9 protein-coding genes are annotated in these 22,415 nt (G+C 72.7%); 6 read left to right on the plus strand and 3 right to left on the minus strand.

Annotated elements, in window-relative coordinates; all coding sequences use genetic code 11:
* Positions 1–398 precede the first annotated feature (398 nt).
* From ITP53_RS14140 to ITP53_RS14165, 6 genes are read left to right on the plus strand one after another with little or no spacing between them, the layout of a single operon-like run.
* Complete coding sequence (locus tag ITP53_RS14140) at positions 399–4,271, plus strand: non-ribosomal peptide synthetase (protein WP_195895831.1); 3,873 nt, start codon at positions 399–401, stop codon at positions 4,269–4,271.
* Positions 4,268–10,813 (plus strand): type I polyketide synthase, encoded by a 6,546-nt coding sequence (locus ITP53_RS14145; protein WP_195895832.1) that lies wholly within the window; start codon positions 4,268–4,270, stop codon positions 10,811–10,813. Before ITP53_RS14140 ends, ITP53_RS14145 begins: the two co-directional genes overlap by 4 nt.
* Positions 10,814–10,841: 28 nt before the next feature.
* Entirely contained in the window at positions 10,842–12,371 is a 1,530-nt protein-coding gene (locus ITP53_RS14150; RefSeq protein WP_195895833.1) for an ABC transporter substrate-binding protein, read from the plus strand.
* Positions 12,371–13,324 carry an ABC transporter permease gene (locus ITP53_RS14155; RefSeq protein WP_195895834.1) on the plus strand — a complete coding sequence of 318 codons (954 nt, stop codon included), beginning with the start codon at positions 12,371–12,373 and terminating at the stop codon, positions 13,322–13,324. Before ITP53_RS14150 ends, ITP53_RS14155 begins: the two co-directional genes overlap by 1 nt.
* Entirely contained in the window at positions 13,311–15,545 is a 2,235-nt protein-coding gene (locus ITP53_RS14160; protein ID WP_195895835.1) for an ATP-binding cassette domain-containing protein, read from the plus strand. Before ITP53_RS14155 ends, ITP53_RS14160 begins: the two co-directional genes overlap by 14 nt.
* Positions 15,535–18,024 (plus strand): methyltransferase, encoded by a 2,490-nt coding sequence (locus tag ITP53_RS14165; RefSeq protein WP_195895836.1) that lies wholly within the window; start codon positions 15,535–15,537, stop codon positions 18,022–18,024. The genes ITP53_RS14160 and ITP53_RS14165 overlap by 11 nt, the downstream gene beginning before the upstream one ends.
* Before the next feature lie 42 nt (positions 18,025–18,066).
* On the opposite strand, the gene ITP53_RS14170 is transcribed toward ITP53_RS14165, so the two are convergent.
* Genes ITP53_RS14170 through ITP53_RS14180 form a run of 3 tightly spaced genes read right to left on the minus strand, consistent with a single transcriptional unit; the run spans position 18,067 to position 22,128 of the window.
* Positions 18,067–19,020, minus strand: coding sequence for an NAD(P)/FAD-dependent oxidoreductase (locus ITP53_RS14170; RefSeq protein WP_236050794.1), 954 nt, complete (start codon positions 19,018–19,020; stop codon positions 18,067–18,069).
* A gap of 58 nt (positions 19,021–19,078) precedes the next feature.
* Complete coding sequence (locus ITP53_RS14175; RefSeq protein ID WP_195895837.1) at positions 19,079–20,146, minus strand: saccharopine dehydrogenase NADP-binding domain-containing protein; 1,068 nt, start codon at positions 20,144–20,146, stop codon at positions 19,079–19,081.
* Positions 20,143–22,128, minus strand: coding sequence for a phosphopantetheine-binding protein (locus tag ITP53_RS14180; RefSeq protein WP_195895838.1), 1,986 nt, complete (start codon positions 22,126–22,128; stop codon positions 20,143–20,145). Before ITP53_RS14180 ends, ITP53_RS14175 begins: the two co-directional genes overlap by 4 nt.
* Positions 22,129–22,415: the final 287 nt, after the last annotated feature.

Consider the following 22,415-nt stretch of genomic DNA (forward strand, 5'->3'; position numbering starts at 1 on the left):
GCGGATCTGCTTGCGGTAGACGGCTTCGGTGACGACGGTTCCGCTGCGGCCGACGTGCCTTCCCCGATCCGACGGCCAAGGCCGAGCAGTTCACCCCGGATCCGACGGTGCCCCCATCGCGGATTCTCTCTGGCCCCGCACACGCTCCGGGCGTCACGCCTGAGCAGCTTGCCCACCGGGCGTACAAGCGGATCCCGTTCACGCCGTCGAAGGTGCTCACCGCTCCCCCACACCGCTCCGTCGGCAGCGTGAACGGCAGGTCCTTCTTCCACTGACGGGCGGGAAAACGGGCGCCCCCTCTAGAGCCGGACGAAAGAACATGATTATGATTATCATCCGCACATCTGAGTGGGATTGTGCCTGTCTTGGCAGTTTGTGCGTCGACCTGAAGGAGACTCATGCGCGAAGCGCCCCCCTCCTCCTCGCCTGTATCCGTCGAGGACGTCACGGATCTCGTTGCGGAGGTCCTTGGACTATCGGCCTCCGAGGTGGCCGCCGATACCGCGCTGACCGTCATGGGGCTGGAGTCGTTCACGGCCGTCCGGCTGCGCCGACGGCTACGCGACCTGGGCCTCGACCTGCCGATGACGGCTTTCCTCGGAGCGGCGACGGTCCGCACCATCGCGGCGGGCATGGCCGACCCGGGAGAGGCGATCGGGCCCGCGGCCGAAGAGGAAGGTTTTCCGCTCACGCCGCTGCAGACCGCCTACTGGATCGGCAGGGATCCGGCGTTCCCACTCGGAGGCGTCGCGACGTTCTACTACCGGGAGTACGACCGCGAAACCGCTCCTGACGGTCCGGAGGCCGACCTGGCGCGGCTGGCGGAGGCCTGGAACCGGCTGGTGGGGCGCCATCCCATGCTACGGATGACCATCGATCGGCAAGGACGCCAGCACAGCCTGCCCAACGTCGACCCGTACGAGATCGCCGTCGAGGACCTGCGGAAGGCCGGCTCGGACGAGGTGCGGGAGCGCGTCCGCCTGCTGCGGTACGAATGCTCCCACCAGGTGCGTCCCGCCGACAGGTGGCCGCTGTTCGACATACGGGCGGCCTTTCTCCCGGACGGCCGCACCCGGATCTTCTTCGGAACCGACATCCTCGCCTTGGACATGACGGGCTGGATGCAGATCATGTCCGAATGGGGACGGCTCGTCGCTGATCCGGACACCGTGTTGCCCCCCATACCGACGACCTTCGCCGAGGTCGTCCGCCGCCGGCAGACCGATCCTGACGAGGAGCGGCGCCGGGAGCATGACCTGGAGTACTGGAGAGGGCGGGTCCCGTCACTGCCGCCCGGACCGCGCCTGCCATGGGCGAAGGATCTGGCGCAGGTGCATGCCCACCGATTCACTCGCAGTCACGCCGAACTGGACAGCGGAGAATGGCGAACGCTGAGAGAACAGGCGGCACGGCGAGGACTGAGTCCCACCGGGGTACTGCTGGCCGCCTTCGGGTTGGTGCTGGCCCGTTGGGGCGCCGACGAGGCGTTCTGCCTGAACACCACGCTGTTCGACCGCCCCGAGGATCCTGAGCTGACGCAGGTGGTCGGCGACTTCACCACTACGGTGCTCGTCGAGTTCCGCCAGGTGGACCTGCGGCGCTGGAAGGGATTCGAAGACTTCGCGACCCAGGTCAACCGCCGCTTCTGGACCGACCTGGAGCACCGCGCCGTCTCCGGCATCGAGGTGCTGCGCGAGGCCGCGATGCCCGCCGGCCTCACCCCCAGCCATCCGGTGGTCTTCACCAGCGGCATCGGCCTGGCGCCGGAAGGTTCGCCCGCGGGCTGGCTCGGCGAAGAGGTCTTCGGTGTCTCCCAGACTCCCCAGGTGGCCCTCGACCACATCGTCCACGATGAAGACGGCTGGCTGCGCATCTGCTGGGACGCGGTCGAGGGGCTGTTCGCCGACGGATTCGTCGAGGGCATGCGGGACGCGCATCACCGCCTGCTGCGCCGCCTGGCCAGCGATCCCGGCGCCTGGCACGATCCCGGGCTCGGCTGGGATCCGTCGTTCCTGGCCGACGAACCACTGCACGGCCGCACAGATGTGGGGCCGCTCCTGACCGATCCACTACGCGCGGCTGCCGACGCCATGCCGACCAAGGAAGCCCTGCTGGCCACGGGCGGCGGCCTCACTCACGGGGAACTGGCCGAACGGGCGGAACGGATCGGCTCCGCTCTGGCCGCCCTCGGCGCCGGTCCCGGGGATCTGATCGCGGTCGCCGTCCCCCAGAGCGTCGAACAGGTGGTCGCCCTGCTCGGCGTCTCCGCGAGCGGCGCAGGATACGTGCCGGTGGAACCGTCCTGGCCGGAAAGCCGAATCGCCTCCGTCTGCGAACAGGCCGGCATTCGCCACGCGCTGGTACCGGGAGAGGGTGGACCTGGCTGGCCTGGCAGGGTGACCGTGCACCGGCTGCCCGAACTGGAGAAGGAGGAGGGGACCGCACCCGTCCGCCGGCCCGGCGCGGACGACCTCGCCTATGCGATCTTCACGTCCGGTTCGACCGGGCGGCCCAAGGGCGTGGCGATCGAGCATCGGGCCGCGCGCACGACCATCGACGCGATGATCGACAGGTTTCCCGTCGGCCCCGAGGACCGCGTTCTGGCGCTGTCGGCCTTCAGCTTCGACCTCTCCGTCCACGATTTCTTCGGGATGATGGGCACCGGCGCCGCCCTCGTACTGCCGGACGCCGCCCGCCAGCGGGACCCCGGCCACTGGCTCGACCTCATGGAAGGTCACCGGGTGACGGTGTGGAACACCGCCCCGGCACTGATGGAGATGCTCGTCGAGTACGCCGAGATCGACCCGGATCGGGCCCGCCGGGCGCTCGCGTCACTCCGGCTGGTCTTGCTGTCGGGTGACTGGATCCCGGTCACGCTGCCCGATCGCATCCGTGCCATGGCGCCGGACGCCCAGGTGGTCAGCCTGGGCGGCGCCACGGAGGCGTCGATCTGGTCGATCTGCCACCCGATCGGCGAGGTGTCTCCCTCCTGGGTGAGCATCCCGTACGGCCGGGCGCTGCCCGGGCAGAGCTTTCACATTCTGGACGACCAGGGGCGCCCGTGCCCGGTGGGACGGCCCGGCGAGTTGCACATCGGCGGAGCGGGGCTGGCACGCGGTTACATCGGTGACGAACGGCAGACGACAGAGCGCTTCACCACCGATCCTGTCCTGCGCCGGCGCCTGTACCGCACGGGTGACCTGGGCCGCTGGCGCTCCGACGGCACCATCGAGTTCATGGGCCGCATGGATCGCCAGGTCAAGATCCGCGGACATCGGATCGAGCTCGGCGAGGTGGAGTCCGTGCTGCGCCGCGTGCCGGGCGTCCAGCACTCGGTGGCGCTGTCGGTTCCAGGCCCGGACGACCGGCCGAGGCTGGTGGCCTACGTGGTCGCGGCCGACCCCGGACAGCCGCCCGCCGACGAGGCGGTCATCGCCCACCTACGCGAGCGCCTGCCCGACTACATGGTGCCGAGCCGGTTCGTGCTCATGGACGGGTTCCCCATCACCGACAACGGCAAGATCGACTACAAGGCGCTGCCGAACCCCTATCAGCGGCCCGGCGCACCTGCCGATCAGCAAGTGGCCGAGGATGCGGCGGCCGCGTCCGTACCTGTGGCCGGTCCGAGTACCTCTGCGGCGGACCTCGCCACGCTGATCCGGGAGGCGGCCGAGGACGGCTTGGAGATCACCCTGAGGATCGCCGCGGGGACGCTGCCCCCGGCGCGGGCCATGGCCGCGGCCGGCGGCTGGGCCGAACGTCTCCGTGCGGCGGCGGGCCGCGGCCTGACGCTCGGCGAGCGCCTCGCCTACGACGGTGCTCTCATCGAGCTGCCGGTGCTGCCCACCGGTCCTCAGGGCGGACTTCCCGCGCCGCGGGCCCCGGAGGAGATCTCCGCGTCACCGGCCGGTGGGCCGGGCCTGACACGGCCTGATGCCGAGGTCGAGCGGACGGTGAGCCGGGTGCTGAGCGAGTTGCTCGACGACATGGAGCTCGATCCGACCGTGCCGTTCTTCCGGCTCGGGGCCACCTCGCTGACCCTGGTCCGCGCCCACGTGAGGCTGACGGAACTGCTCGACCCGCGGCTGACCGTCCTGGACATGTTCAACCACCCCACGATCCGGCAGCTCGCCGTGCACATCACCGAAGGCTGTACGGAAAGCCCGCCCCCGGCTCAGGCCGACGCCGAGGCCGGAGACGTGGACACCGCCGCGCGGCGGCCCCAAGCCAGGCGCCTGGCGCGGATCAAGGCCGAGGAGACCGTCCGATGAATTCCCATGACGACCTCGTCGCCGTGACCGGCCTGGCCTGTCGTTTCCCCGGCGCGCCGGACGCCGATGCGTTGTGGCGGCTGCTGGTCGAAGAGCGTGACGGGCTGACCCGGCTCACCGACGAGGAGCTCGCCGCGCGCGGCGTGCCCCGCAAGCTGCGCCGCGACTTCGCCTACGTGCCGGTGGCCGGCATGATCGACGGCCAGGACCTCTTCGACCCTGAGCCGTTCGGCCTCACTGACGGAGAGGCCGCACTGATGGACCCGCAGCAGCGGCTCTTCCTGGAGATCTGCTGGCGGGCGTTGGAGCAGGCCGGTCACGGGGGCGGCCGTGGCGCCGGAGCCGTGGGGGTGTTCGCCGGAGCGGCGCAGAGCGCTTATCTGGCCGCCAATCTGGCCGGACGCTGGGATCCCACCGGCGGCGGCGCCGATCCGGGCGGCAGCCTCCAGACGGCCATCTCCACGCACACCGACTACCTGCCCGCGCAGGTGGCCTACCGGCTGGACCTGACCGGCCCGGCGATCTCGGTCAACACCGCCTGTTCGACCTCGCTGGTCGCTGTGCACCTCGCCGTGCAGTCGCTGCTGTCGGGTGAGTGCGACACGGCACTGGCGGGAGGCGTCTCTTTGATCGTGCCGCAGGGCCGGGGGTATCTGTCCACGCCCGACGGCATCTACTCCGAGGACGGCAAGGTGCGACCGTTCTCCGCCCATGGCACCGGAATCGTCTACACCCAGGGCGTCGGCGCGGTCGTGCTGCGCCGGCTGCGCGACGCACTGGACGACGGCGACCCGGTTCTCGCCGTGGTGCACGGATCGGCCGTCAACAACGACGGAGCGGACAAGACGGGGCTGACCGCGCCGTCGGTGCGCGGGCAGGCCCGCGCCGTCGCGGAAGCTCTGGCGGTCGCCGGTGCGGACCCCCGGCAGGTCGGCTACGTCGAGGCGCACGGCACCGGCACCCGGCTGGGCGACCCCATCGAGGTCGCCGCGCTGCGCCAGGTGTTCGGCGGCACCGGCCCGGCCTGGTGCGGGCTGGGTTCGGTCAAGAGCAATCTCGGCCACACCAACTCCGCGGCCGGGATCGCGTCGTTCATCAAGACGGTGCTGGCGGTCCGGCATGGCGCGCTTCCCGCTTCGCTGTACGCGGAACCCGTCAACGATCTGCTCGGTCTGGCGGGGTCGCCCTTCGAGGTGGTGAGCCGTACTCGCCGCTGGGACGGCCCCGAGCTGGCCGGGGTCAGCTCGTTCGGCATCGGCGGCACCAACGCCCACGTCGTCGTGGGGCCCGCACCCGAGCGGCCCGCCCGGCCCGCCGATCGCCGGCCGCACCCGTTGGTGCTGTCGGCGCACACCCCCGAGGCGCTGGAAGAGACCGTGGCCGACCTGGCCCGTTGGGCTGAGAGCGCGCCGGCCGTACCAGTGGCGGACGTGGCCTACACGCTGCAGCAGGGCCGTCGTCACCAGACCCATCGGGTCAGTGTCATCGCCGAGGACGGGAATCTGGCGCCGGCCCTGCGTGATGCCGCGCCGGTCGCCGCGCCCACCGTGCCCCCGAGGCTCGTGTTCGCCTTTCCCGGTGGCGGCAGCGCCCGCGCGGGCATGGGCGCCGGCCTCTACGACGCCGAGCCGGCGTTCGCCGCGTGCGTGGACGAGTGCGCCGCGCTGTTCGCCGCCCACCTGGGCCTTGACATCCGCGCGGTCGTCCGTGGCGAGGAGGACCGCATCCGCGGGCCGGTACCGGGGCTGCCCGCCCTGTTCTCGGTCTCCCTGGCCACGGCACGGCTGCTGGAGACCTGGGGCGTGCGCCCCGACCTGGTCCTCGGGCACAGCCTCGGCGAGTACACCGCTGCCGTGGTCGCCGGGGCGTTGCCGTTGCCGGACGCGGTACGGCTCGTCGCGGTCCGCTCCCTGGCCATGGCCGAAGCCGCCGGCGACGGCGCCATGCTCTCCGTACCGCTCGGCGAGGCCGAGACCCGCGAGCTGCTGCGCGCGCATCCCGACATCGATCTGGCGGCCCTGAACGCTCCCGGCTCGTGCGTGGTCTCCGGTCCCGAGCCGGCCGTGGCGGCGCTGGAGAAGACGCTGACGGACGCCGGATACGAGCCGGCCCGGCTGCGGTTCGACGGAGCGGCGCACTCACGGCTCGTCGAACCGGCCCTGCCCCGGCTGCGGTCCGCCGCGGAGGGACTGTCCGCCGGGGTGCCGGCAGTGCCCGTGGTCAGCACGCTGACCGGGGAAGTGGTGACCACCGGACTGGGTACGGCCGACCACTGGGTGCGCCAGCTTCGTGAGCCGGTGCGGTTCTCCCAGGCACTGCGCACGGCCATGGACACGGCTGAGGGTGCACCGGTGGTGCTCCTCCACGTCGGACCCGGCGGGGCACTGGCGTCCCTGGCCCGAGCCCACCGCCTGCCGGAGCTGCGGGCCGCGCTGACCACCTTGGCCACCGACCAGGACGACAGCGATCTGCCGGCCCTTCGCGCAGCGGCTGGACAGCTGTGGACGCACGGAGTGGAGCCGGACTTCGCGGGCATGCATCACCGGTGGCGGCGTGTCGCGCTGCCTGGCCAGGCGTTCCAGCGGCGGCGGCTGTGGATCGACCCACCCGTGGAGCCCGCGCGATCCGTCACCGGAACGCAGGAGCCCGACGAGGACGATCCGTTGCAGATTCCCGTCTGGACGCAGGTCGCGCCGCTCGATCCGGCGGCCGCGCTGGAGGGCCGCTGGGCGGTCGCCGGTGACGACGAGGACGCGATCACCACGGTGGTCGAGGCGCTGTCGGCCGTCGGCGCCGAGGTGATCCCGGCAGCCCGTGCAGGCGAGTATCCCGACGCGGAATGGACGGGTGTGGTGGTGCTGGCCGGGGAGTGGGGCGCACGCCGCGCCGATCCCGAGGCCGTGACCGAAGGCGTGCTGGCGCACGCGCGGCTCGCCAGGACCTTCTTCACCGGGGAGCGGTCCGCCGGACTGCTCCTCCAGGTCACGCGGGGAGCCCAGCGGGTGACCGGTGCCGAACGTCCCGACCCCGCCGCCGCGGCGCTGCACGCGCTGCCCAGGGTCATCGCCCAAGAGCAGCCGGGTGTGCGCTGGCGGGTGCTGGACGTGGACGAGCACACCGACCTGGCCGAGGCGGTGCCCGCCGAACTGGCCGACCTCCTCGCCACCGCGACCTCCGGAGCCGAGCCGGCCCTGCGCGGCCCGGACCGCTGGCTGCGGGGAATCGCCCCGTGGCGGCCGCGGCGCGCCCCGGGTCCATCCGCATCCGCCGGCGTCGCGACGGCGCTGATCATCGGAGGGCTCGGCGACGTCGGACTCACCACGGCAGCGCATCTCGCTCGCAAGGGGTTGCGCGTGGTGGTCACCTCCCGGAGCGGGCCGCCCGGCGATGACGCCGATCCGGCCGTCCGGGAACGGGCCGCCTCACTGCGCAGGCTTGCCGAGGAGGGATTGCCCGTCGAGGTCAGGCGACTGGACGCCGCCGATGCCGAGGGCACCGCCGCGCTGCTCGCAGAGCTGTCGGCGCAGGGACCGATCGCCCTGGCCGTGCACGCGGCCGGGGTCGTGGCGAGCGCCGACCTGCGTCCCCTGCGCGGGGTCGGATCCGGTCAGGTCGCCGGGCACGTGCACGCCAAGATCGCGGGGGCGCTGGCGTTGCGCGAGGCGGTCGACCGCCTGCCGGTCGACCGCAAGCCCCTAGACGTGGTGCTGATGTCCTCGGCGGGCACCTTCGTCGGAGGCATCGGCATGGGGCCGTACTGCGCGGCCAACCGATACCTGGACGCGCTCGCCGAAGAGGTGGGATCCGGCGCGCGGGACGCCACCCGATGGGTCAGCGTGGTGTGGGACGCGTGGAAGGTCGGCCCTGCGGGGACCGAGCGGACGGTGCGGCTGGCGTTCGCACTCGGGGCACAGACCGGGATGGCGGCGCTGGACCGCGTCCTGGCCGGCCCGCGCCGCACCCGCCCTCCCGTGGTCGCCGTGTCGACCACCGACCTGCGCGAACGCGTCGCCCCGGCGGCCTACACCCCGCCCGTGCGGCAGGCCGCCGATCCCGGGCAGGAGAGCATGCTCACCCCCGCGGAACAGGCGGTGGCCGAGCTGTGGTCGGAGTTGCTGGGCGTGCCGGTGACCTCGGCCGACGCCGACTTCTTCGTGCTCGGCGGGCATTCCCTGCTGGCCACCCGCATTCTCGCCCTGCTGCGCGAATCCCACGGGGTGCGGCTGCGGTTGCGGGACCTGATCGCCAACCCCACGGTCGGTGCGCTCGCCAGGCTGCTGACCGGCCGGGAGGCGGTCCGGCCCGCCATGACGGCGACGCCGGCCGCCGAGCCCGATGCCGGGACACGAGGCGACGACCCTGACGGCACCTTCCCCATGACCCGCGTCCAGCACGCTTACTGGGTCGGCCGTGAGGGCGGCTACGCGCTGGGCGGCATCGCCTGCCAGTTCTACCTGGAATACGACTGCCCCGACCTGGACCTGGCCAGGTACGAGCGGGCCTGGCGGGACGTGATCGCCAGGCATCCGATGTTGCGCGCGATCGTCACCCGCCAGGGGCGCCTCAAGGTGCTCGACCACGTGCCTCCGTACCGGATCCGGGTGCATGACCTGACCGGGGCCGGCGAGGCCGTCATGGCCGAGCGGCTGGCCCGGCTGCGGGAGCGGATCTCCCGTGACCCCGGCCCGTCGGACCGCTGGCCGCTGGTACAGATCCAGGCCGCCCGACTGCCTGGGGGACGGGTCCGGCTGTTCATCGGCGTGGACGTGCTCATCTGTGACGCCGGCAGCTACTGGATCATCGATCGGGAGGTCCGCCACCATTACGAGCACCCCGGCACCCCGCTGCCCGAGCCCGCCGTCGACTTCGCCGCCTGCGTGCGCGCTCTGGAGCAGGGCCGGCAGGGCGACGAGTGGCGGCGTGCCGCCGGCTACTGGCGGGCCCGGCTGGACACGCTGCCCGGCCCTCCGCCACTGCCGGTCGCCGTACCCGAGGGCGCTCCGCGTTTCGTCCGCCGCACCGCGCGGCTGACGGCCGGACAGTGGCGCACGCTGAAACGGGAGGCGGCCCGGCGCAAGCTCACCCCCGCCGCCGTCCTGCTGACGGCCTATGCGGAGACGCTGGCGACCTGGTCGGGAAGCGAGCACTTCGCGCTCACGCTCACCCTGTTCGACCGTCCGCCGATCCACCCGGACGTCGAGAAGGTCGTCGGAGACTTCACCTCGCTGCTGCTGCACGAAGTGGACCGGCGCGAGCCCGGGACGTTCGCCGAGCAGGTACAGCGGGCGCAGCGCCGGCTGTTCACCGACCTGGACCACCGCACGTACTCGGCGCTGGACCTCCTCGCAGAACGCGCCTCCGGGCAGGGACGCGCCGAGTCCGTGCCCGTGGTGTTCACCAGCGCTCTCGGCCTGGAGGACCTCGTCGGCGGCCGGCCCGATCTGCAGTGGGTGGGTGAACAGGTCCACGCCCTCAGCCAGACCCCGCAGACGTGGCTGGACCACCAGGTGCTGGTGCAGCGCGACGAACTGCTGCTGCAGTGGGATGCCGTCGCCGGGCTGCTGCCCGACGCCGAGGTGGAGGAGATGTTCACCAGGTACGCGGCCCGGCTGCGCCTCCTGGCCACCGAGCCCTCGACGTGGGACGAGCCGCCGTCGAGTCATCCCGCTACCGTGTCCGGCCACGACGACATCGTCGTGCCGATGCGGGAGGGGACGGAAGAGCAGACGCTGTTCCTGATCCACCCCTCCGGCGGCGACGTCCTGTGCTACGCCGAGCTGTCCAGGCTGCTGGACGAGCGGTTCGCGGTCGTCGCGCTGACCGACCCCGGCCTGGCCGGCGCGTCCGCCCCGGACGACCTGCCGGGCCTGGCCCGCCGCTACCGGGAGGCGATCCGGCGGCACCGCCCGCACGGTCCCTATCTGCTCGGCGGCTGGTCCATGGGCGGCAGCCTCGGCCAGGAGGTGGCGTGCCAGGTCCACGAGGACGGCGCCGCGGTCGGGCTGCTGCTGATGTTCGACTCCAACGACCCGACCTACATCACGCCGCTGCCGGGCGACGGGCTGGCCGAGGCGACCGTACGGCAGCTCGGCGCGTTCGAGGCGTACCTCGGCCTCGACCTGGGCGTCGGCACCCGGGCGGACCGTGAGGCGCTGCTCGCGCTGCCCACCGGGCAGCGGTGGGAGACGGTCGCGGCGCGGCTGCGGGAACACCGGCTGCTGGGCCGGGGCGAGGACCCGCGTGAACGGGTCGCCGTCTTCGCCCGCCACCTGCGTGGCCTGGGCGCCCACACGCCCCGGCGGCTGGCCGACGCGACCACCACCACCGTGCTGGTCCGGGCCGAGCGGCGGGCCGTGCGCAACTCCGGCGTGGGCATGGGCGTGGACGACACTCCGCCGGAGCTGCCCGACCTGGGCTGGGGCCGCCATCTGGCCGGTCCGCTGGAGGTCCACGGGCTGGACACCGACCACTACGGCGTGCTGCGCCCACCCGCCGTCGCCCGGCTCGCCGAGCTGATCAACCGGGTGCTCGCCCGCTACTGACCTGAACCGCACAAGAAACGGAAACCCCTTGAAAATCTCACTGCCCGCGCGCCTGGGCGCTCTCGTCCTCGGTCTGGCCCTGGTGACGGCCGGATGCGGTGGCGACGCCGGCGGCTCCGCGGCGCCGGCGGGCCAGAGCCTCCAGACGCTGCGGTACGTCGCGGTCGGCGCTCCCGCCACCGCGATCTACGACCCGCACGGCGGTGTCGGCAACCAGTCCGACCTGACCCGCTTCGCCCTGATGTACGACGTCCTGGCGACGTCCCGGCCTGACGGCACGCTGGAGCCGCGGCTGGCCGCCTCCTTCGAACCCGATGCCAAGCTCACCACCTGGACGATCCGGTTGCGTGACGGCGTGACCTTCACCGACGGCCGGCCCGTGCGGGCGGCGGACGTGCTGTTCTCCCTGCGCCGCATCGCCGGCAAGGCCGCCGAGAACTTCGGCAGGCTGCGGATGTTCGACATGGACGCCTCACGTGTGGTCGACGACCGCACCCTCGAACTCGTCACCGTCAAGCCGTACGCCGAGGTGCCGCAGGCGCTGGCGTGGTTCACGTTCGTGGTCCCCGAGGGCACCACCGCCTTCGACCGGCCGGTGGTCGGCTCGGGCCCGTACCGGATGACCGGCGGCAACGCCCAGCACGCCGTGCTCGAACGCAACGACCGGTGGTGGGGCGAGCGGCCGCCGACGCCGCGGATAGAGCTCATGGCCGTGCCCGATCCGCAGGCCCGCGCCCAGGCGGTGATCTCCGGTCAGGCCGATGTGGCGAGCAGCGTCAGCCCGGCCACCGTCCGGCAGGTCTCCGGTAACCCGAACCTGAAGGTCGTGCATCGCCCTGCCGTCACGATGTACCCGTTCGTCATGCGGCTGGACCGCGAACCGTTCGACGATCCCCGCGTGCGGGAGGCGATCAAACTCGCGACCGATCGCCAGGAACTGCTGGACAAGGTGTTCCTCGGGTACGGGAAGGCCGGCAACGACCTGCTGACCCCGGCCGATCCCTCCAGCCCGGCCGACGTGCCGCAGCGGGCGAGGGATCTCGCCCGTGCCAAGGACCTGCTCAAGCAGGCGGGCCACGCCGGCGGGTTGACCCTGGAGCTGGCCACCACCACCTCCTACCCGGGGATGGACACCGCCGCGACCCTGTTCGCACGGCAACTCGGTGAGGCCGGTATCACCGTGCGGGTGACCAACGAGCCGCCGGACACGTACTGGACGAAGGTGTTCGCGCAGAGCGACTTCTACACCGGGTTCTTCGGCGGCATCCCGTTCACCGACGTCGCCCGAGTCTCCCTGCTCGGCGACTCCCCCACCAACGAGACCGCGTGGCATCGCCCGAGCTGGGACGCCGCCTACGACGAGGCGATGGCGATCAGGGACGACGCGCGGCGGCGGGAGGCCCTCGGAGAGCTCCAGCGTGAACTGAGTGAGGAGGGCGGGTACGTGGTGTGGGGCGTCGGCGACGGGCTCGACCTGGCCTCGGCGCGCGTCTCCGGCCTGCCTGACGGACCTGGGTTCGACCTGGCCTTCGTCGAGCAGGTCCGGCTGGACGGGTGATGGCACGTGTCGTCGGCATGGCGCTCGCGCGGGCGCTGGTCCTGCTCGTCGCGGTGTCGGTGCTGGTGTTCGGTGCAACGGAACTGCTGCCCTCGGACGCGGCCCAGAGCCGTACCGGGGGCAGAGCCGGCGCCGAACAGCTCGAACAGGTGCGGGAAGAGCTCGGGCTGCACCTTCCTGCCTGGCAGCGCTATCTGTCATGGCTGGCGGGGCTGTGCCGCGGTGAGGTGGGCACCTCGCTCGTCACCGACCGGCCGGTGGCTCAGATCGTCGCCGAGCGGCTACCCGCGACGCTCACCCTGGCCGGCTGTGCGCTGGCGGTGGCCGTTCCGCTGACGCTGCTGCTGGCCTGGCTGGTCGGCACGGCCTCACCACGATGGCGCGGGCCGTTCTCGGCCGTGGTGACGGGTGTGGCCGCGGTCCCGCAGGTGGTGTTCGCCACCGGCCTGATCGTCCTGTTCGCCGTGGTGCTGGGCTGGCTGCCGCCTGTGTCATTGTTGCCGGCCGAGGGCGTGTCGCCGTTCGATGTGGAGCGGCTGGCGCTCCCGGCAATGGCGCTCGCGGTCCCGGCCGCCGCGTTCGGCGCGGGGCTGCTCGGCGGCGCGGTCGCCGACACCGTGCGCCGGCCGCACGTACGGGACGCGGTGGCGCGCGGGCTGCCGCGCCACCGGGTGGCCTTCCGGCACGTGGCGCCCTTTCTGCTGGCCCCCGCCGTCCGGGTGCTCGCCCTGACGGCGGGCGCCCTGATCGCCGCGACGGCCGTGGTCGAGATGATGTTCGGGTACGCCGGGCTGGGAGAGCTGCTGGTCAGCTCGATCGGCACCCGCGACACCCCCGTGGTGCAGGCCGTGGCGATGCTCGGCGCCGTGATCGTGCTCGCCGGGTCGGCCGTCGCCGACGTGCTCGGCGCGCTGTCCGACCCCGACCGGGGAGACGTCCGTGCACCGGCGTAGCTGGGCGGCCGCGGCGCTCGCCGCGGTGACCGTGGCCGCGGCGGTGTGCGGCGGTGCGCTCGCACCGCATGATCCGGCCGCGTCGATCGGCATGCCGTGGGCGCCGCCCGGTGCGCAGTGGCCGCTGGGCACCGATGTGGCCGGGCGCGACGTGCTGTCGAGGCTCCTGGCGGGTGGTCGCGACCTCACGCTGACCGCGCTGGCCGCGGCCGTGGCGGCCGGCCTCGCGGGCGTGGCCGGTGGACTGGCCGCCGGATGGGCGGGCGGCCGGATCGGGCGGTGGCTGACGGCGCCGGCCGACCTGTTGCTGGCCTCGCCGTTCATGCTGACGGCGCTGGTACTCGCCGTCGCCCTGCCCGCGCCCGCCGCCGTGATCGCAGGCACGGTGTGCGGCGGAGCCCCGTTGGGGCTGCGGATGGTACGCGACCTGGTGCGGCAGGCCCGCCGCACCGGTTACGCCGAGGCGGCCCGCTGCCGGGGTGAGACGGCCGTCGCGATCGTCGGGCGCGAGATCCTGCCGTCGGTGGCAGGACTGGCCTCGGCCGACGTGGTGCTCCGTTTCGTCCTGGCGTTACAGCTCGCCGCCGCCTTCGGCATGCTCGGTCTGGGCCCGCGGCCTCCGGCGCCCGACTGGGGATCGATGCTCCGGGAGAACCTGGCGGGCGCGGCGCTCAATCCCGCGGCCCTGGTGGCACCGGCGGCTGCGCTCACCGTACTCGCCCTGGTGGCCATGCTGCTGTCGGCTGCGCTCAACGCCCCCTCCCGGCCCGGCGCGAACACCTTGCCCCACGTGACCGCCGCCGCGACGACCCGCGGGGACGCCGTCTTGGCGGTCGTGGGGCTCACCGTCGCCGACGACCACGGGCGGCCGATCGTCACGGAGGGTGCCCTGCACGCCGGCCCCGGAGAGGTCATCGCGATCGTGGGCCCATCCGGCAGCGGTAAGACCACGATGGTCCGGGCTGCGCTCGACATCCTCGAACCCGGGCTGCACCGGACGGGCGGCGTCGTCACCTGGCGCGGGAGCCCGGTGCGCCCCGGGTGGGACGCGCGACGGTGGCGCAGGGCGCACGTCGGCCTGCTCGACCAGGACCCGGCCGGATCCCTGAATCCGCTGCTCGGCGTCGGCGCCCTGGTCGGTGAGGGCCGCCGTCGCTCGCCGGCCATGGTGCCGGCCATGCTGACGGCGCTCGGCCTGGACGCCGACCGGCTTCGGCACCGTCGGCCCCACCGGTTGTCGGGTGGCCAGGCCCAGCGGGTGGCGCTCGCCCGCGCCCTGCTCGGCGACCCGGGCCTGCTGGTGCTGGACGAGCCCACCAGCGGGCTCGACCCCGGCACGCTCGACCTGGTCGTCCAGGCGATCGAACGCCGCCGGGGCGACGGCCGGTCGGTGACTCTCGTGATCTCCCACGACGCGGCTTTCGTGGCCCGCGTCGCCGACCGTGTCCTGACCATCGGGACCCCGGACACCGCGGCCCTCGACGCCGTCCCCGGAGCCGCGCATCAAGATCGCGCTGAGCAGCCCGTACTTCGGGTGCGGGGGCTGTGTCTCGCCCAAGGCAGAGAGACGTTGCTGGCCGGCACTGATCTGACCCTGTGGCCGGGCGAGCTGGTGGCGGTTCTCGGGCCGTCCGGTGCCGGTAAGAGCACGCTCCTGCGTGCGCTGACCGGCCTGCTGCCCCCGGAAGCGGGCGACCTGTGGTTGCACGGGCTTCCCCTCGCCTGGCCGCTGGACCGGCGGCCACGGGAGGCACTGCGGGACGTGCAACTCGTCGGCCAGGATCCGGCCGGGGCGCTCAATCCCGCCCACCGCGTGGCCACGGCGCTCGCCCGTCCGGCATGTGTCCTCCGCGGGCTTTCCCGCGCCCAGGCGTACGCCGAGGTCCCCGGATTGCTCCGGCAGGTCGGGCTCGACCCTGCCCTGGCCGCCCGCAGGCCCGGTGAGCTGTCCGGCGGGCAGCGTCAGCGGGTGGCGCTCGCCCGGGCGCTGGCCGCCGGCCCCGCAGTGCTGCTCGCCGACGAGATCACCTCCGCGCTGGACGACGTCACCGCCGCCGGGCTGCTGCGACTGCTGGAACGCCTGCGCGCCGACGGCCTGGCCGTGCTGCTGATCACGCACGACCGCGGGGTCGCGGCCCGCGCCGATCGGGTGCTGCACCTGGCGGACCACCGGCTATCCCAAGATCCCATCGGAACGGAGACCCACACCCGTGCACCCTGATCCGGAATCCCCGCTCGCCGAAGCGGCCAGAACACTGATCACCCACCCCTGGATCGGCGACGCCCGGCCGGGCCCTGACGGTTCCCTGCGTGTCCGCCCCGCCCGGTCCGCGCTGACCGTCCGGCCCACCGGCGGCCTCGTCACCGAGTACCTGGAGCACTGGGGCGAGGTCTACGACTGGACCTACACGCAGGCGAACGTCCAGCACGCCCCTGACCTGGACCTGTCCGGATGGCGCGCGTCCGACACAGGCCGCCCGCTGCCGGTCGCGCACATGCGCGAGTGGATCGACCACATCGTCGATCTGGTGCTCAGCACCGGCCCGCGATGGATCCTGGAACTCGGCTGCGGCACCGGGCTGCTGATGCACCGGCTGCTCGATCATGTCGACGGCTACGTCGGCACCGATGTCGCGGCGGCCGCGGTCGCCGCCCTCCGTGCCCGCGCTCTTCCCACGAGCGCCATCGTGCACGCGGCGGCCCACGAGGCGACTGCCCCTGCGGTCAGTGCCGCCCTTCACGAGATCGGCGCACCCGACGGCCGTCCCGACTGCGTACTGCTGAACTCCGTCACCCAGTGCTTCCCTGGAGTGGACTACCTGCGGGCGGTGCTCGGCGACGCGATCGGGCTGGTCGCACCGGGCGGCTCGGTGATCGTCGGTGACGTCCGCGACTCCAGGCTGCTGGACGCCTACGCGCTGTGGGTGGAGCGGGCCGTCGACCCCTCGGCCGCCGACGCCGAGCTCGCACGGCGGGCGGCGGACCGTGCCGCCCGCGACGAGGAGTTGCTGTTCGACCCGCCCATGCTGGCCAGGCTGGCCGCGGGGATCGCGCGCGAGAGCGGGCGTACGGTCCGGCTGAGCGTGCATCCCAAGACCATGACGGACGACACCGAGCTCACCCGCTACCGCTTCGACGCGGTGCTGCGGGTGGACGCCGACACGCCGCCCGCGCCGAAGAAGATCGCCTGGACGTCGCTTCCCGGCGACGACCGCCTGGGCACGCTGAAGACCTTGCCGTCCGGTGAGCCGGTGCACGTCCACGGCATTCCCAACGCCGTCCTCGCGCCCGATCACCAGGGGGCGGTGGCGCCGTCCCGCCTGCGGGCCGCCGTCGGCCCCGAGGCCGCCGTGGTGGCCGATCCCGACGACCCGGCGACGCTGGGCGTGGTGGGCCCGGCGGAGGCGGCGGCTCGGCCGGTCGAGGGGATCGGAGGCGGGGCGGTGCACGACCCGTTCGCCGCGTTCACCCGCCGCAGGCTTCAGGAGATCTCCCGCGCCGCCCTTCGCCGTTCGCCACCTCCCCACCGTGACATCCCCATAGTGGTCGAGCTCCCCGATACCGGCGACGGCGCGGAAGTACGGCGACGCGCCGGTCAGCGGGCGGCCGAGGCGGTCACGGACGTGGATGCCGCGCGGTTGCCGGGATTCCTGGACCGGCTGGACGAGGCGGCGCTGCTCGCGATGGCGTGCACCTTGCGCCCGGCCGGGTTGATCCGGGGCAGGGCGACGGCCGACGAGATGGCGGCCACGCTAAGGGTGGCGGAGCGGCACCGGTGGATCCTGCGCCGCTGGCTCGAAGCGCTCACGCGGGAAGGATGGCTGGGCCGTGACGCGGAGGGCCGCCTCCACGGGTTGCGGAAGGTGCGCAGGGACGAGGTCATCGCGGCCGGTCGAGGCATGGAGGCCGACGGCGCCGCGATCGGCTATCCGGCGGAGACGACCAGGTTCCTGCTGGCGGCCATGAACCGGCTGCCCGAACTGCTGCGCGATGAGGTGCCGGTGCAGGGGTTGCTGTTCGCCGGCGACGACATGGGCACGGCTGATGGCGCGTACCGGGAGAACACCGTCAACCGGTACCTCAACGCCGCCGCCGGGGAGACGTTGCGCTGGGCGGCCGAACGCGGTGCGGGCCCGCTGCGGGTGCTGGAGCTGGGCGCGGGGGTCGGCGGCACGACCGTGGACGCGCTGCGGGCCCTGACCGGCCAGGACGTCGACTACCTGTTCAGCGACGTGTCCAGGTATTTCCTGTCACTGGGCCGCGAGCTCTTCGGTGACCGTCCGGGGGTGCGCTTCGACCTTTTCGACATCAACGCCGATCCGGCCGGCCAGGGCGTACCGCCGGGATCACAGGACGTGCTGCTGTCGGCGAATGTGTTGCACAACGCCCGCCACGTGCAGGACGTGGTCGCCGGGCTCAGCGGGTTGCTGGCGCCGGGCGGTCTGTTCGTCTTCGTGGAGACCTGCAGGGAGATGGCCGCCATCCTGACCTCGATGCAGTTCCTCATGTCGCCGCGGACCGGTGAATCCCGGCTGGATCCCGGCGATCCGAGGAACGCCGACGACCGGGTGTTCCTCACCCGGGACGAATGGCTGGAGGTGCTGAGCGGCGCCGGTCTGCACCCGTTGTTCACTCTGCCAGGCGACGATCACCCTCTCGCCGCCACCGGGCTGCACCTGTTCGTGGCCCGGAAGGGTTGAGCCGAGGGTGGCCGGAGCCGGGCGCTCCGGCCACCCGCCCGGTCAGGACGGAACCAGGCCGAGGTCGGAGCGGAACAGGTCACCGTCCATCCACACCGCGGCGCGCACCCCGTCCGCGGCGCCCAGCGAGACCAGCGTGGGAGCGTCCGGGACGGCCGGGAGTTTGGCGGTGTCCCCGGCCGCCGCGACGCCCGGCACCGTGGTCTCCTGCAGCTCGTTCACCCGGACGGTGCCGTCGGAGTTGAGCTCGCAGCCCAGCTCGGCCGCGAGCGCCGAGTGCTGCCGGGTCGGCGCCCGGTGATAGACGTCCTGGCGGGTCAGCGTGCTGCCGTCGGCGAAGTGCAGTTCCAGGGCCCCCGGCTCGCCGGCCACCCGGGTGATCGGGGTGTCGATCACCCGGACGCCCTTCTCGCCGAGCTTGGCGGCGATCAGGGAGGGCAGCTCCAGCGGGCCGTGCGTGCACAGGACGACGTCGGTGCTGAACCGGTCGGCGACGTACAGCGCGAGCGAGGTCTCAGCCGGGTTCTGGGTGATCACGGCCAGGGACCTGTCGCGCGTCTCCCAGCCGTGGCAGAAGGGACAGTGGTGGACGCCGCGCCCGAACCGCTCCCCCAGCCCTTCGATGGGGTACGGCTCGTCCACCTGCCCGGTGGCCAGCACCAGCCGCCGTGCCCGCTCGATCGCACCGCCGTCGAGCTCGACCTCGAAGTCGTCCTTCTTGCCCCGCGCCGACAGCACGGAGTCCTGCCGGATCTCCACCGAAGGGTAGGCCGCCAGTTCCGATCGGCCCAGCTCCAGCAGCTGAGCGGGAGGGAACCCGTCACGGCTCAGGTACATGTGCATCTCAGTGGCCGGCGCGTTGCGCACCTTGCCCCCGTCGACCAGCAGCACCCGCCGTCGCTGCCGTCCGAAGACCAGCGCGGCGCTCAGCCCCGCGGGGCCGCCACCGACCACGATCACGTCGTGCTTCATCGACTGCCTGTTACCGTTGATCATTTCCGTCCTCCAGGGAAGCTGTTTCGTGACGGGGCGCCGCAATGCTCGGACAAGGGCGCTAGCGGATCTCGGCGTGCGTCACCAGCGGATCGCCGGACAGCCGGGCGAACACGCCGGCCGCGTCCAGGCACTCGGCGGCGGAGCGAGCGCCCGGCTTGACCCGGCCGCCCAGCACCTCGCTGGTGGCGATGGCCGCGACGACACCGCTCAGCGCGTAGGAATCCGGCGTACGCAGAAGCAACCGGCGCGGGGCCGTGCTCTCTCCGAGAGCGGGCACGGCCTGGAAGAGCAGCGTGTAGTAAGGGCCGGTGGCGGCTATGTCGGCCTCGGCCGCCGCCACGACCGCGGGCACGTGGTGCTCGATCGGCCCGTCGTCCGCCCACGCCGTGGCCAGCGCTCGTGGGATGGCGTCGGTGACGTAAACGGTGTAGTTGCGCGCCTCTCCGACGTTCAACTCGGTGGCGAGCCTGGCGAACTCGGCCGACAGGAACGGCCACGCGTGCACCCGCCCGCGGAAGCCGGGCAGCGTCACGTCATGCAGCGGGGCCAGGGCGCCCAGCGCGATGCGGCCGTTCTGCCAGGCCGCCAGGGCGGTGCCGAAGCGCGGACCGCGGGTCAGCAGCGCGTCCACGGCCGAGAGTTCGCTGATGTGGGCGGCGCCCCCCACGTAGCCATCCAGCCGGGCCAGGGGCCTCGTGGCCAGCACGCGCGGCAACAGCCCCGACAGCCCCGGCATCAGCCCGGCCGAGAACACCGCCGCCCGCTCGCCCAACTCCGGCGGCGCAGCGGACTCCAGGGCGTCGATGGCCGCCAGATCCCCTGCCGCGTCGACGTAGTCGGCCCCGGACGCCACCGCGACCCGTGCCACGGTGTCGAGCACCTGGTAGGACGGGCCGGCACAGTTGACCACGACCTGGCAGCCGGCGCAGAAATCGCGCAGCCGGCGGGGATCGTGCAGATCCACGCGCACGGGCACGGCCACCCCTGGCGTCGCCCGGCAGACGGCCGTCACCCGGTCCATGTCCCGCCCGCCGATACGCAGCTCACCAAGCCCGTAGCCGGCCAGCCGATCCACGGCCACCCGGCCCACCGTCCCTGCGCCACCGAGGACGCCGATCACTGTCATCGCCGCGCATCCTCCAGGCGCGCCCGGACCGCCGCAGCCACCCCCGCCACCGTGGGAGCATTGAGGAACTCGCGGACACTCGGCGCACCGCCCACCTCCTTGGCCAGCCGGGCGAGGGTGCGGACCACCAGCAGCGAGTCGCCGCCGAGGGCGAAGAAGCCGGCGCCCCGGTCGAGCACCGGGACCCCCAGGATCTCCTCCCAGAGCGTGCAGATCCGCTGTTCGAGCTCATCGACCGGCGGCCCGTCCTCGTGGGCGGCGTCGTGTTCCGGCAACCGGTCCAGTGCCAGGCCCGTCATCCCTTCCTTGACCGCCTCGGCGGGCAGGTCGACGATCTGGTCCCAGCCCGGCCCGTCGGCCAGCGTCTCGACCAGCGTCAGCAGATCGGCGAAGGCGGCGTCCACCTGCTCGGTGTGGAACAGCTCCTCCACCAGCGAGAAGACGAGCACCAACTCGTCGCGCAGCTCGTAGAAGCGAGCCTCCAGCGCCACCTGCGGGGTCCGTAGCTGATGGTGGAAGTCGTCGAAGTTCAGATCGCCCAGCGGCCCGGCCGAATCGGCCTGCGCCCCGATCGCCGCGTCCATGCCGAGGGTGCTCTGGAAGACCACGGGCGCGACCGGCCGGGTGGTCCCACGACGGCGCGCCAGCTCCCGTGACACCTCCACGCCCGAGACCAGGTTGTGCGCCACGTGCTCGGTGAAGTCCCGCTGCACCTCCCCCGCCAGATCGGCGAACGTACGGTCCTGCGCCGGCTCCACCGGAAGCAGCATCGTGGTCGCGAACGCGCCGATGACGCGATGGATGTCGGGGTGCAACGGCAACCTGTTGAGCTGCAGGGAATTGAGCAGCATCCGCCGGTGACCGGCCCAGCGGGCGAGCACCACGGCGAACGCGGTCAGCATGGCGGCCGACGGCGTGACCTCCCGGGATGCGCATTGGTCGCGCAGGGCCGCCCAGCGGTCCGCCGCCACGCGGTTCTCCCGGGTTTCCATGGTGGTGGTTCGCACATCCCGGGGATCGGCGCGTAGTGGCAGCGCGGGCGGGCGGGGTACGTCGCCGAGCCGCGCCCACCACCAGTTCCGGTCCGCGGCGTACGGTTCGCTGTCACGCAGCCGGCCCAACGAGGTCACGTAGTCGCCGAAGTCCACGTCCAGCGGCGCGAGAACGGCGTTCCAGTCGGCGGCCAGGGTGAGCAGTTCGCGGTTGAGGAGCGTCGCCGACCAGCCGTCCATGATGAGCAGGCTCTCGCCCGTGTGCAACCGCCCGCGCCCTTCAGGAAGGAGGCTGAGCCGGATGTCCAGCCCCGGTCCGTCGAGCGGGTTCGGCCCGGTGGTGCGCATCTCGTGCCGGACGGCCAGCAGATGCGCCTCCACCTCCTGCGGGCCCGCGTCGCGGAGGTCGTACACGCGGGGCCGGGGGATCGCGCCGGGCGTGTCGGGAGCGAGGACATACTGCTCTCCCTGCGGCGTGATCCGGGCACGCAGCATCGGCTGGTGCAAGGCCAGCCGCGCCAGCGCGTCCTCCAACGCCTCCGGGGCCTCGTCCCCATCCAGGCCGGCAAGCCCGAAATCGGCGTAGAAGTGTGCCGACTCGTACGACAGCTCCCAGCCGTCGTGCTGCCCCACGAAGTAGCCCTGCTGGAGCGGCATCAGCGGGAACGGCGCCGACGGGTCATGACGGTGCTCGATCTCCACCGGCAGCGCGCGTGACGCTCCGTTCCCGGCGGTTCGACGTCGCATGACCGCGTCCGCGAGCTGGGCCAAGGTGATCTCGACTGTCACGTCCGACAGCGCCAGCTCCACCGCCATCCGCCTGCGGACCATCGCCGACATGCGCACAGTCAGGACCGAGTCACCACCCAGCCGCAGGAAACTGGCGTCGGCCGGAATGGTCCCGGGGTCCAGGTCGAGCAGCTCACCCCAAATCCGGCTCAGCTCAGCCTCGGCCGAGGAGGCGCCATGGGGACTTCGGGACAAGGACATCGCCATCTCCGATCAAACGGGCTTCATGGACAGGCACGGGCCCGGCCCGGAGCCCGTCCATCGCTACCCAGTCAGAATAAGTGCAAACGATAACCATTTCTACAGCTATCGCCTGCTTTGTCCGCAGCCGCAATCCGGCCACAGCACGTGATCGGCGCCGGGAACACCCTGGAGACCGACGAGGCAGCGTCGGACTCCACCACCGCCGCCTGCCGTCCCGCTTGGACGAGCCGATGCCGCACCCCCCAGCAACGGCCCATGCGGCACCGATCGTGACGGCCACCGGG

This window comes from Nonomuraea cypriaca (assembly GCF_015645445.1).
Taxonomy (GTDB): Bacteria; Actinomycetota; Actinomycetes; order Streptosporangiales; family Streptosporangiaceae; genus Nonomuraea; species Nonomuraea cypriaca.

Excerpts from the sequence above, each read along its gene's own strand:
- ITP53_RS14140 (WP_195895831.1), top strand. The coding sequence starts at position 399 with ATGCGCGAAGCGCCCCCCTCCTCCTCGCCTGTATCCGTCGAGGACGTC.
- ITP53_RS14145 (WP_195895832.1), top strand. The coding sequence starts at position 4,268 with ATGAATTCCCATGACGACCTCGTCGCCGTGACCGGCCTGGCCTGTCGT.
- ITP53_RS14155 (WP_195895834.1), top strand. The coding sequence starts at position 12,371 with ATGGCACGTGTCGTCGGCATGGCGCTCGCGCGGGCGCTGGTCCTGCTC.
- ITP53_RS14170 (WP_236050794.1), bottom strand. The coding sequence starts at position 19,020 with ATGATCAACGGTAACAGGCAGTCGATGAAGCACGACGTGATCGTGGTC.
- ITP53_RS14175 (WP_195895837.1), bottom strand. The coding sequence starts at position 20,146 with ATGACAGTGATCGGCGTCCTCGGTGGCGCAGGGACGGTGGGCCGGGTG.
- ITP53_RS14180 (WP_195895838.1), bottom strand. The coding sequence starts at position 22,128 with ATGTCCTTGTCCCGAAGTCCCCATGGCGCCTCCTCGGCCGAGGCTGAG.